Annotated in this window: 12 protein-coding genes; all 12 read right to left on the bottom strand. The window is 34.4% G+C overall.

Going from position 1 to position 12387, the window contains the following annotated elements; all coding sequences use genetic code 11:
• Positions 1-13: 13 nt before the first annotated feature.
• A complete protein-coding gene (gene rplV / locus BEN51_RS01230; RefSeq protein ID WP_119864290.1) occupies positions 14-349 on the bottom strand; it encodes a 50S ribosomal protein L22 in 336 nt (111 codons plus the stop codon).
• 21 nt (positions 350-370) lie between these two features.
• Positions 371-655 carry a 30S ribosomal protein S19 gene (gene rpsS, locus BEN51_RS01225; protein WP_119864289.1) on the bottom strand — a complete coding sequence of 95 codons (285 nt, stop codon included), beginning with the start codon at positions 653-655 and terminating at the stop codon, positions 371-373.
• Positions 656-720: 65 nt separating this feature from the next.
• Positions 721-1554, bottom strand: a complete 834-nt coding sequence (rplB, locus tag BEN51_RS01220; RefSeq protein ID WP_119864288.1) for a 50S ribosomal protein L2 — start codon at positions 1552-1554, stop codon at positions 721-723.
• A 66-nt stretch (positions 1555-1620) separates the two neighbouring features.
• Positions 1621-1908 (bottom strand): 50S ribosomal protein L23, encoded by a 288-nt coding sequence (gene rplW / locus BEN51_RS01215; protein ID WP_119864287.1) that lies wholly within the window; start codon positions 1906-1908, stop codon positions 1621-1623.
• Positions 1908-2528, bottom strand: a complete 621-nt coding sequence (gene rplD / locus BEN51_RS01210) for a 50S ribosomal protein L4 (protein ID WP_119864286.1) — start codon at positions 2526-2528, stop codon at positions 1908-1910. Before rplD ends, rplW begins: the two co-directional genes overlap by 1 nt.
• A gap of 23 nt (positions 2529-2551) precedes the next feature.
• The gene (rplC, locus tag BEN51_RS01205; protein ID WP_119864285.1) at positions 2552-3181 is read right to left on the bottom strand and encodes a 50S ribosomal protein L3; all 630 of its coding nucleotides are present in this window, start codon (positions 3179-3181) and stop codon (positions 2552-2554) included.
• Between the two features lie 74 nt (positions 3182-3255).
• Positions 3256-3564, bottom strand: a complete 309-nt coding sequence (gene rpsJ, locus BEN51_RS01200; protein WP_119864284.1) for a 30S ribosomal protein S10 — start codon at positions 3562-3564, stop codon at positions 3256-3258.
• 466 nt (positions 3565-4030) lie between these two features.
• Positions 4031-5224: an elongation factor Tu gene (tuf, locus tag BEN51_RS01195; RefSeq protein WP_119864272.1), complete on the bottom strand. Its 1194-nt coding sequence runs from the start codon at positions 5222-5224 to the stop codon at positions 4031-4033.
• 166 nt (positions 5225-5390) lie between these two features.
• On the bottom strand, positions 5391-7454 hold the full coding sequence (fusA, locus tag BEN51_RS01190; RefSeq protein ID WP_119864283.1) for an elongation factor G: 2064 nt from the start codon (positions 7452-7454) through the stop codon (positions 5391-5393).
• A gap of 79 nt (positions 7455-7533) precedes the next feature.
• Positions 7534-8004 carry a 30S ribosomal protein S7 gene (gene rpsG / locus BEN51_RS01185; protein WP_119864282.1) on the bottom strand — a complete coding sequence of 157 codons (471 nt, stop codon included), beginning with the start codon at positions 8002-8004 and terminating at the stop codon, positions 7534-7536.
• 149 nt (positions 8005-8153) lie between these two features.
• Positions 8154-8534 carry a 30S ribosomal protein S12 gene (gene rpsL / locus BEN51_RS01180; RefSeq protein WP_119864281.1) on the bottom strand — a complete coding sequence of 127 codons (381 nt, stop codon included), beginning with the start codon at positions 8532-8534 and terminating at the stop codon, positions 8154-8156.
• 301 nt (positions 8535-8835) lie between these two features.
• A complete protein-coding gene (rpoC, locus tag BEN51_RS01175; RefSeq protein ID WP_119864280.1) occupies positions 8836-12369 on the bottom strand; it encodes a DNA-directed RNA polymerase subunit beta' in 3534 nt (1177 codons plus the stop codon).
• Positions 12370-12387 lie beyond the last annotated feature (18 nt).

Below are 12387 nucleotides of genomic sequence, written 5' to 3'. Positions count from 1 at the left end.
TTCCCTCCTTCTTTTAAGCTCTTTCTTTAACAACAAGTGTTATATTACTTGTTCTTTTGTTAATTCTAAATGCTTTTCCATGATCCATTGGTCTATATCTCTTTAATATTGGACCAGCTCCAACGTATGCTTCTGCTACATATAATTTTTCAACATCCATATCATGGTTGTTTTCAGCATTAGCAACAGCTGATTTTAATACTTTATTTATAGCAACGGCTGCTTCCTTTGGAGTGTATTGTAAGATAGCGAAAGCCTCTTGAATATTCTTTCCTCTTATTAAATCAAGAACTACTCCTACTTTAGTTGGAGACATTCTAACATATTTAGCTATAGCTCTAGCTTCCATTTATGTTCCTCCTTTCTCGGATTACTTTCTTTTTTTAGCTGCTTTTTCATCGTAATCGTGTCCTCTGTAAGTTCTTGTTAAAACGAACTCACCAAGCTTATGTCCAACCATATCTTCTGTAATATATACTGGAACATGCTTTCTACCGTCATGAACAGCGATTGTGTGACCTATCATTTGTGGAAATATTGTTGAACTTCTTGACCAAGTTTTAATAACCTTTTTATCTCCACTAGCATTCATTTCTTCGATTTTCTTTAAAAGTCCTTCATGTACAAATGGTCCTTTTTTTGTTGATCTACTCACTATAATTTGCCTCCCTTCATAATCTTTAGGATGACAAGCCATGAAGAGAATTACATTCTCTTCTGCTACTTATCGTTTCTTCTCTTTATTATGAATCTATCAGAATACTTCTTAGTCTTTCTAGTCTTGTATCCAAGTGCTGGTTTACCCCATGGAGTAACTGGACTTGGTCTACCTACTGGTGACTTACCTTCTCCACCACCGTGAGGGTGATCGTTAGGGTTCATTACAGAACCTCTTACTGTAGGTCTCCATCCCATATGTCTCTTTCTACCTGCTTTACCTATATTGATAATAGCATTAGTAGTGTTTGAAACTTGACCTATAGTTGCTCTACATTCAAGTCTTACATATCTCATTTCACCTGAAGGTAATCTTAATGTTGCATAGTTACCTTCTTTAGCCATTAATTGAGCAGATGCTCCTGCTGATCTTACTAATTGAGCACCTTTTCCAGCTTGTAATTCTATATTGTGAATAAAAGTACCAACTGGTATGTTCTTTAATGGAAGAGCATTTCCTTCCTTAATATCAGCATCTGGTCCTGATACTATAACATCACCAACTTTTAATCCAACTGGTGCTATTATATATCTCTTTTCACCATCAGCATATACTACTAAAGCAATGTATGCTGTTCTGTTTGGATCGTATTCTATTGTAGCAACTTTTGCTGGAATACCATCCTTATTCCTTTTGAAATCAATAATTCTATATTTTCTCTTAGCGCCACCACCGTGGTGTCTAACAGTTATTTTACCTTGTGCATTTCTACCTGCATTTTTCTTTAATGAAACAAGAAGTGACTTTTCTGGTTGATCTGTAGTGATTTCTTCAAAAGTAGCCATAGTCATATTTCTTCTTGATGCAGTAGTTGGCTTAAACTTTTTAACTGCCATGTAAATTCCCTCCTAACTTTAGCTTCTCTGGCACTCTAGTGCCAATAATACGCTTTTCTATGCTTATTACATTCCTTCAAAGAATTCAATATTCTTACTATCTTCAGTTAAAGTAACAATAGCCTTCTTGAAGTCTGCTCTCTTTCCTACATGTACGCCCATTCTCTTAGTTTTTCCCATAGTTCTCATGGTTTGAACATCTTTAACCTTAACACCGAAAATTTCTTCTACAGCTCTTTTTATTTGAACTTTGTTAGCGTTAATTTGAACTATGAAAGTGTACTTTTTGTCTGCCATAGCATTCATACTCTTTTCAGTGATAACAGGCTTTCTTATAATATCATAGCTTGTCATTATGCGTACACCTCCTCAATTTTTGATACAGCATCCTTAGTTATGATTAATTTATCAGCTTTTAATAAATCATAAACATTGATGTTGTTAGCTGGCATTATATTAACTCCAGCAATATTTCTAGCTGATTTATATAGTACTTCATTAGCTTCAGCTGTTACTATTAAAGTCTTCTTAGCATCAAAAGCCTTTAATACTTGAACCATATCTTTAGTTTTTGGAGCTTCTAGAGTTAATGAGTCAAGTACTATCATTTGTCCGTCTTGAACCTTGCTAGTTAAAGCAGACTTCATAGCTACTCTTCTCATGCTCTTTGGTACAGACATTCTGTAATCTCTTGGCTTTGGTGCAAATACTATACCACCTTTTACCCATTGTGGAGCTCTTATAGAACCTTGTCTTGCTCTACCAGTTCCTTTTTGTCTCCAAGGCTTAATTCCGCCTCCTCTTACTTCAGCTCTAGTTTTAGCTGATTGAGTTCCTTGTCTTCTGTTAGCTAATAAAGCTACTACAACTTGATGTATTGCATCAGCGTTAACTTCAACTCCGAACACTTTGTCATTTAATTGGATATCTCCAATTTGTTTTCCTTCTTGATTAAATAATCCTACTGTAGGCATCCTGTTTCCTCCTTTCTACACAATTAAGCTTTAACTGCGTTTCTTATTACTACTGTGCCTTTATTTGGTCCTGGGATACCACCCTTGATTAGTATTAAGTTCTTATCAGCAATAACCTTAACTACTTCTAGGTTTTGTACTGTTGTATTAACAGCTCCCATATGTCCTGGCATTTGTTTGTTTTTGAAAGTTCTTGATGGATCTGATGAAGCTCCCATAGAACCTACTGCTCTGTGGAACTTAGAACCGTGAGACATTGGTCCTCTATTTGCATTCCATCTCTTAATAACGCCTTGGAATCCCTTACCTTTAGAAACTCCTGATACGTCAACTTTTTCTCCAACTTCAAATATGTCAACTTTGATTTCTTGACCTACTTCATAAGCAGAGCAATCTTCTAATCTAAATTCCTTAAGCTTTCTCTTTAAAGAAACACCAGCTTTTGCATAGTGACCCTTCTTAGGCTTATTAACTAATTTTTCTCTTACGTCTCCAAAGCCTACTTGTATTGCATCATAACCATCTTTTTCAACAGTTTTCTTTTGAACAACAACACATGGGCCAGCTTCTACTACTGTTACTGGAACTACTTTTCCATTCGCATCGAAGATTTGAGTCATTCCTATCTTCTTTCCTAATATAGCTTTTTTCATGTATTACACCTCCTAAACATATCAGCGGACTGCTTTGCAGTCTTAACAGTTCAAATGTTATTTATTCTTTGTTATTATAGTTTGATTTCGATATCAACACCAGCTGGTAAGTTTAATCTCATTAACGCATCAACAGTTTTTGGTGATGGATTAACTATGTCGATTAATCTCTTGTGAGTTCTGATTTCGAATTGTTCTCTAGAATCTTTGTACTTATGAACAGCTCTTAATATTGTTACAACATCTTTTTCTGTTGGTAGTGGAACTGGTCCTGAAACCCTTGCTCCTGTTGATTTTGCTGTTTCAACGATTTTTTCAGCTGATTGATCTAATATTGTGTGATCAAAAGCCTTTAATCTGATTCTTATTTTTTGTTTTGACATCTTGGTTTCCCTCCTTTTCATGTACGCTTTACTTCTAACGCACAACAGCGGATGTTCTATAAACTGTTCCTGGTGTTTCATAAATAACACCATGTTTATACAATCCCTGTCGTTGGATTCTAGATCCTAACATGCTCATCAAGAATTTACCCGGAAGTCCGGCAACCTCTTGATTCATCGCTGTTTGCTATACAACTATTACATTATACTATTTTTATTTATTTTTTTCAACACTTTTTTATAATTTTATAGTTATTCACTTCATTAATTCAACGTTTATATTCTATCTTTATTTTATACTTTTTTCAATAGCCTTTTTTATTGTAATCGATCCTCAGAATTAATTTTTTAAGCAGCTACTGCGTAGAAAAAAATAAGAGGGCAGAAGCGTCCCTCTACCCTCTAAATGTGATCACATTTTTATTAATTTTATAATATATATTATTTTAAGTTACTTCTAAAATAATTACTCAACTATCTTAGTAACAACTCCTGAACCTACAGTTCTTCCACCTTCTCTGATAGCGAATCTTAATCCTTCATCCATTGCAACTGGAGTGATTAATTCAACGTTCATATCAATGTGGTCTCCTGGCATAACCATTTCCATTCCATCTGGTAATTTGATTGTTCCAGTAACGTCTGTTGTTCTGAAGTAGAATTGTGGTCTGTATCCGTCAAAGAATGGAGTATGTCTTCCACCTTCTTCTTTCTTAAGTACGTATACTTGACCTATGAATTTTTGATGAGGTTTTACTGAACCTGGTTTTGCTAATACTTGACCTCTTTCGATATCAGTTCTTTGGATACCTCTTAATAGAACCCCTACGTTATCTCCTGCTTGAGCTTCATCTAGTAACTTTCTGAACATTTCTATTCCTGTTACTACTGTCTTTCTGCTTTCTTCTTTTAATCCTACTATTTCAACTTCGTCGCTTAGCTTAAGAATTCCGCTTTCAACTCTTCCTGTTGCAACTGTTCCTCTACCAGTGATTGTAAATACGTCTTCTACTGGCATTAAGAATGGCTTATCTGTTGCTCTTTCTGGAGTTGGGATGTAGCTATCTACTGCATCCATAAGTTCTAGAATACAAGCTGTTGCTTCTGGATCAGTTGGGTTTTCTAATGCTCTTAAAGCTGATCCCTTAATTATTGGAATATCGTCTCCTGGGAAGTTGTATTCGCTTAATAATTCTCTAACTTCCATTTCAACTAATTCTAATAATTCTTCGTCGTCTACCATATCTGCCTTATTTAAGAATACTACTATGTAATCAACACCAACTCTTGATGCTAGTAGTATGTGTTCTCTTGTTTGTGGCATTGGACCGTCTGCTGCTGATACAACTAGAATTGCTCCGTCCATTTGTGCAGCTCCAGTAATCATGTTCTTAACGTAGTCAGCGTGTCCTGGACAGTCAACGTGTGCATAGTGTCTGTTGTCTGTTTGATATTCTACGTGAGCTGTATTTATTGTGATTCCTCTTTCTTTTTCTTCTGGTGCTTTATCGATTGATGCATAATCAAATGCTTCTGCATATCCTTTTTTTGATAAAACAGTTGTTATTGCAGCTGTTAATGTTGTCTTACCGTGGTCTACGTGACCAATTGTACCAATATTTACGTGTGGTTTACTTCTTTCGAATTTTGACTTTGCCATTGTAAAATCCTCCTTTATGGAAATATATTTATATTAACCTTCTTGGTTATTATATCTAATTATCCTTGAATTTTCTACATTTAACATAAAATTTATTATATTATTATATAAATCATTATAATGTTCATAAATAATTTATGAACATTATAATTTATTTAATAAAGAATTACTTTTTTTCACCCTTTATTTTTTCTTGAATGTTCTTTGGAACTTCTTCATAGTGGTCAAATGTCATTGAATAAACACCTCTACCTTGAGTTCTTGATCTTAAAGTAGTTGCGTATCCAAACATTTCTGAAATTGGAACGAATGATCTAATTACTTGAGCACCATTTACTGCTTCCATTCCTTCAATTCTACCTCTTCTTGAGTTAAGATCTCCAATTACATCTCCCATGTATTCTTCTGGAACTGTAACTTCAACCTTTGCTATTGGTTCAAGAAGTACTGGATCAGCTTTAGCCATAGCTTCCTTAAATGCCATAGATCCTGCTATCTTGAAGGCCATTTCAGATGAGTCAACTTCATGGTATGATCCATGAACTAACTTAACTTTGAAGTTAATAGTTTCATATCCTGCTATTATACCGCTTTGAGCAGCTTCTTGAATACCATTGTCTATAGCTGGAATGTATTCCTTTGGAATAACTCCCCCAACGATAGCATTTTCAAATGAATATCCATTTTCTGATGGTTCCATTTCGATAACGCAGTGACCATATTGTCCTTTACCACCTGATTGTTTCGCATACTTAGCTTCAGCTTTAACAGCTTTTCTAATAGTTTCTTTGTATGCAACTTGTGGAGCACCAACGTTACACTCAACCTTAAATTCTCTTTGTAATCTATCAACTATAATTTCTAGGTGAAGTTCTCCCATACCTGATATAATAGTTTGACCTGTTTCTTGATCTGTATAAGTCTTGAAAGTTGGATCTTCTTCCGCAAGTTTAGCTAATGATAAGCCCATCTTTTCTTGACCTGCTTTTGTCTTTGGCTCTATAGCTACAGAAATAACTGGTTCTGGGAATTCCATAGATTCAAGGATTATTGGATCACTTTCTACACAAAGAGTATCTCCTGTTGTAGTATTCTTTAATCCAATTATAGCTCCTAATTCACCTGCTTCTAATGTTTCAACTTCTGATCTTGAGTTAGCGTGCATCTTAACAAGTCTTCCAACTCTTTCTTTCTTACCCTTAGTTGAGTTAAGAACGTAAGTACCGCTTTGCATAATTCCTGAATAAATTCTTGTGAATGCTAATTTACCAACGAATGGGTCAGTAGCAATCTTGAATGCTAAAGCTGCTAGTGGAGTATCATCTGAAGCTTCTCTTACAGCTTCTTCTCCATCTAAAGTTGTTCCTTTAACAGCAGGAATATCTAGTGGTGAAGGTAAGAAACTAACAACACCATCTATCATTTGTTGAACACCTTTGTTCTTGTAAGATGATCCACAGATACATGGAACTATTTCATTTGATATAGTAGCTTTTCTTAAAGCTGCTACTAATTCATCATATGTTGGTTCTTCACCTTCTAAATATTTTTCCATTAATTCATCATCTGTTTCAGCAATTGCTTCTACCATTAAGCTTCTGTATTCTTCAGCTTGATCTGCTAAATCAGCTGGAATTTCTTCTTCTCTTACATCAGTTCCTAAGTCATTATAGAAAACAATAGCTTTCATTGTTAATAAGTCTACCATTCCTTTGAAGTTCTCTTCAGAACCAATTGGAATTTGTATTGGAACTGCATTAGCATTTAATCTATCTCTAACTGTCTTTATACATCTAAAGAAGTCTGCTCCTGTAGCATCCATTTTATTAACATATATCATTCTTGGAACCTTATATTTGTCTGCCTGTCTCCAAACAGTTTCAGTTTGTGGTTCAACACCGCTCTTTGCATCTAGAACTGTAACAGCTCCGTCAAGAACTCTTAAAGATCTTTCAACTTCAACTGTAAAGTCTACGTGTCCTGGAGTATCAATTATATTTAATTCATGACCTTTCCAGTAACAAGTTGTTGCAGCAGAAGTAATTGTTATACCTCTTTCTTGTTCTTGAACCATCCAGTCCATTTGTGAAGCACCTTCATGTGTTTCACCTATTTTGTGAGTTTTACCTGTATAGAATAGTATACGCTCAGTAGTTGTTGTCTTACCAGCATCTATGTGAGCCATTATACCAAAGTTACGGAATTTTTCTAATGGATATTCTCTTGCCATGTGTATTTCCTCCTCTCAGTGAGTAATTTAAATTCGACAAGACTGTTTTGGACTTAGCCAAAACAGTCTCTTGAAAATATTAGTATCTATAATGAGCAAATGCTTTATTTGCTTCAGCCATCTTATGTGTATCTTCTCTTTTCTTAACAGCTGCTCCAGTATTGTTAGCTGCATCCATTAATTCTCCAGCTAATCTTTCAGCCATTACTTTTTCGCCTCTATTTCTTGCAGCAGTTAAAAGCCATCTTATTCCTAAAGTCTGTCTTCTTTCAGGTCTAACTTCGATTGGAACTTGATAGTTAGCTCCACCTATTCTTCTAGCTTTAACTTCTAGTAAAGGCATTATGTTGTTTAAAGCTTCTTCAAACACTTCTAAAGCATCTTTACCAGTTTTTTGTGCAACTATATCAAAGGCTTTGTAGCATATTTTTTGTGCTACTCCTTTTTTACCATCTTCCATTATGTTGTTGATTAACTTTGTAACAACTTTTGAATTGTACATTGGATCTGGTAATACATCTCTCTTAGCGATATGTCCTTTTCTTGGCACTTTTCTTCCCTCCTTAACATAATAAATTTAAGTTCATTGGTACTCTGCAATAATTTCATTGCCGTAAAGTGTCGCTCTTCATCTATATAAACTTATTTTATAAATCTATGTAAATGTTGAAACCAACACTATTGCAATTTAATCAATAATTACTTCTTAGCCTTAGGCTTTTTAGCACCATACTTTGATCTTCCTTGCATTCTGTTAGCTACTCCAGCACAGTCAAGTGCTCCTCTTATGATATGGTATCTAACCCCAGGAAGGTCCTTAACTCTACCACCTCTTATTAGAACAACGCTGTGTTCTTGTAAGTTGTGTCCTACACCACCGATGTAAGCAGTTACTTCATATCCATGTGTAAGTCTTACTCTGGCAATTTTTCTTAACGCTGAGTTAGGCTTCTTAGGAGTAGTTGTTTTAACAACAGTACAAACCCCTCTTTTTTGTGGACAATTATTAAGTGCTGGTGCTGCAGAAGTGTAAACAGCAGACTTTCTACCTTTTCTTACTAATTGACTAATAGTTGGCATCTTTTCACCTCCTGAAAAATTTTTTATCTATAATAAAATTAAGATAAAAGCTTATTTAAATCCCTTACAAACTATCAAATATAAATTCATTAATTTATTCTTTAATTTGTAATTATATCTATATTAACTTTGGTAAAAGTTAATAAAATATTTATTTTGTTTATAACATTCAAATTTCATGAAGACAAGAGATTTTCTCTGTCTTCATGAAAATAATAAATGCCAAATTATTTATTTTGCAAAATCACACAACTCGTATTTTATCATTTATGAATATGCATGTCAATAACAATAAACCCTATTATTCTATTGTTTCTAAAGCTTCATTTTCTACTAAATCCGCTGGAACATCTAGTTTTATATTTCTATATCTCATTAATCCAGTTCCTGCTGGAATTAACTTACCAATAATAACATTTTCTTTCAATCCTACCAATGGATCTTTCTTACCTTTAATAGCTGCATCTGTTAGAACTCTTGTTGTTTCTTGGAATGATGCTGCTGATAAGAAGCTGTCTGTAGCTAAAGCTGCCTTTGTTATACCTAATAGAGTTTGTTCTCCTTTAGCTTCTTCTCCACCAAAGGCTCTAATTCTTTCATTTTCTGCTTCGAAATCAAACATATCTATCATTGTACCTGGTAATAGATCTGTGTCTCCTGAATCAAGAACTTTTACTTTTCTTGTCATTTGTCTAATAACTACTTCTAGATGCTTATCGTTAATATCAACACCTTGTAGTCTATATACTTTTTGAACTTCTGATAATAAGTAATCTCTTGCTCCAGAAATTCCTTTGATAGCAGCTATATCATGTGGATTTATAGAACCTTCTGTAATTCCATCTCCAGCTTCAATTACATCACCATTTGAAACTTTAAGTCTTGAACCAAATGGTATTTCATAGCTGCGTTCTTCTCCATCATCACCAATAACGTAAACTGTTCTCTTTTTCTTTGTTTCTTCTATTCTTACTGTACCTGATATTTCACTTACGATTGCTAATCCCTTTGGTTTTCTAGCTTCAAATAATTCCTCAACTCTTGGAAGACCTTGTGTAATATCTGCTCCAACAACTCCACCTGTATGGAATGTTCTCATTGTAAGTTGGGTTCCTGGTTCCCCTATTGATTGTGCAGCTATAATACCAACTGCTTCACCAATATTGATTTTTTGTGCTGTTGCCATATTCATACCATAGCACTTAGCACAAACACCAACTTTAGATTTACATGTAAATACTGATCTAATTTTCACTTTCTTTATTCCAAGAGCTGAAATTTTCTCTGACATGCTCTTTTCAATATATTGATCAGCTTCTAATAGCACTTCCCCAGTTTCTGGATGAATAACTGGTTCAGCTGTATATCTTCCATATAGTCTTTCTGCTAATCCTTCAACTGCTTCGTTACCTTCTTTTATTTCAGATACATATAATCCTTCAGCACTTCCACAGTCTTCTTCTCTTACTATAACTTCTTGAGATACGTCAACAAGTCTTCTTGTTAAGTAACCAGAGTCAGCAGTTTTTAAAGCTGTATCAGCATTACCTTTTCTTGCCCCGTGAGTTGATATAAAGTATTCTAAAACTCCTAGACCTTCTCTGAAAGATGCCCTGATTGGTAATTCAATAATCTTACCAGTAGGACTCGCCATAAGTCCTCTCATACCTGCTAATTGCTTAATTTGAGACTTAGAACCTCTGGCTCCTGAGTCTGCCATCATGAATATTGGATTAAACTTATCCATACTTTCCATTAAGGCATCAGCGATATCTTCTGTTGTTTTAGTCCATTTTTCTATTACTCTTTCATATCTTTCATCTTCAGATATGAAACCTCTCTTATACATCTTTTCTATTTTGCTAACAGTTTCATCTGCATCTTTTAATAAATCATATTTTTGCTTTGGAACGCTCATATCTGATACTGCTACTGTTACTGCTCCAATTGTTGAATAATGATATCCTACCGCCTTAATTTTATCTAGCATTATTGCAGTTTCAGTTGGGCCATGAACTTCGTAGCACTTATCTATAATTTTTCCTAGAGTTTTCTTACTTACTAAGAAATCAACTTCTAGAGCAAATTCATTCTCTGGATTTGATCTATCAACAAGACCTAAATCTTGAGGTATAGATTCATTAAAGATTATTTTTCCAACTGTTGTATTAATTATTCCGTGTCTAACTTCACCATTTATTTCTCTAAACATTCTTACTTTAATAGCAGCATGAATATCTATTTCATTAAGTCTATATGCCATTATAGCTTCTTCTTTAGATGCAAATACTTTTCCTTCACCTTTACATCCTTCTTTTGTCATTGTTAGGTAATATGAACCTAAAACCATATCTTGTGTAGGAACACAAACTGGCTTACCATCTGAAGGCTTCATAATATTTGTTGCAGCTAGCATTAAGAATCTTGCTTCTGCTTGAGCTTCAACTGATAAAGGTAAGTGAACAGCCATTTGGTCACCATCGAAGTCAGCATTGTAAGCTGTACAAACTAATGGATGTAATTTTATTGCTCTACCTTCTACTAATACAGGTTGGAAAGCTTGAATTCCTAATCTGTGAAGAGTAGGTGCACGGTTTAATAGAACTGGATGATCTGTAATTACTTCTTCAAGTACATCCCATACTTGATTATTTACTCTTTCAACCATTCTTTTTGCACTTTTTATGTTATGAGCTATTCCTTCTTCAACTAACTTCTTCATTACGAAAGGCTTAAATAATTCTAATGCCATTTCTTTTGGAAGTCCACATTGATACATCTTAAGCTCTGGTCCTACAACGATAACTGATCTACCAGAATAGTCAACTCTTTTTCCTAGTAGGTTTTGTCTAAATCTACCTTGCTTTCCTTTTAACATATCTGATAAAGACTTAAGAGGTCTATTTCCTGGACCTGTAACTGGTCTTCCTCTTCTACCGTTATCTATAAGAGCATCAACTGCTTCTTGAAGCATTCTCTTTTCGTTTCTAACGATTATTTCTGGTGCTCCTAAATCTAAAAGTTTCTTTAATCTATTATTTCTGTTTATAACTCTTCTATATAGATCATTTAAATCTGAAGTAGCAAATCTTCCTCCATCTAGTTGAACCATTGGTCTTAATTCTGGTGGAATTACTGGTATAACATTAATAATCATCCACTTTGGTTCATTGCCAGATTTTCTAAAGGATTCTACAACTTCTAATCTTCTAATTATTCTTACTTTCTTTTGACCTGTACTGCTTTTTAGTTCTTCTTTTAATTCCTTTGCTTGAGCTTCTAAATCAATTTCTGCAAGTAATTGTTGAATTGATTCAGCACCCATTCCTGCTACAAAGCTATCTTCGCCATATTTATCAACAGCTTCTCTATATTCTTTTTCAGTAAGAAGTTGTTTCTTTAAAAGCGGAGTTTCTTTAGGATTTATTACGATATATGAAGCAAAATATAGTACTTTTTCTAATGCTCTTGGTGACATATCAAGTAATAATCCCATTCTTGATGGAATTCCCTTGAAGTACCAGATGTGAGAAACTGGGGCAGCAAGTTCTATATGCCCCATTCTTTCTCTTCTTACTTTAGACTTTGTAACTTCAACTCCACATCTGTCGCATACAATTCCCTTATATCTAACTCTTTTATATTTACCACAATGACATTCCCAATCTTTTGTAGGTCCAAATATTCTTTCACAGAATAGACCATCTCTTTCTGGTTTTAAAGTTCTATAGTTTATAGTTTCAGGTTTTTTTACTTCTCCTCTAGACCATTCTCTTATTTGGTCAGGTGAAGCTAAACCTATTTGTAATGCATCAAAATTATTTAATTCAAACAAGGGTATATCCTCCCTTCA

It is taken from the genome of Clostridium isatidis (assembly GCF_002285495.1).
Lineage (GTDB): Bacteria > Bacillota > Clostridia > Clostridiales > Clostridiaceae > Clostridium > Clostridium isatidis.
Note: the sequence above shows the minus strand (reverse complement) of the source record. Positions and strands in the feature narration are given on the sequence as shown.

Coding starts and splice junctions, on each gene's coding strand:
- rplV (WP_119864290.1), bottom strand. CDS start 349: ATGGAAGCTAGAGCTATAGCTAAATATGTTAGAATGTCTCCAACTAAA.
- rplB (WP_119864288.1), bottom strand. CDS start 1,554: ATGGCAGTTAAAAAGTTTAAGCCAACTACTGCATCAAGAAGAAATATG.
- rplW (WP_119864287.1), bottom strand. CDS start 1,908: ATGACAAGCTATGATATTATAAGAAAGCCTGTTATCACTGAAAAGAGT.
- rplD (WP_119864286.1), bottom strand. CDS start 2,528: ATGCCTACAGTAGGATTATTTAATCAAGAAGGAAAACAAATTGGAGAT.
- rplC (WP_119864285.1), bottom strand. CDS start 3,181: ATGAAAAAAGCTATATTAGGAAAGAAGATAGGAATGACTCAAATCTTC.
- rpsJ (WP_119864284.1), bottom strand. CDS start 3,564: ATGTCAAAACAAAAAATAAGAATCAGATTAAAGGCTTTTGATCACACA.
- tuf (WP_119864272.1), bottom strand. CDS start 5,224: ATGGCAAAGTCAAAATTCGAAAGAAGTAAACCACACGTAAATATTGGT.
- fusA (WP_119864283.1), bottom strand. CDS start 7,454: ATGGCAAGAGAATATCCATTAGAAAAATTCCGTAACTTTGGTATAATG.
- rpsL (WP_119864281.1), bottom strand. CDS start 8,534: ATGCCAACTATTAGTCAATTAGTAAGAAAAGGTAGAAAGTCTGCTGTT.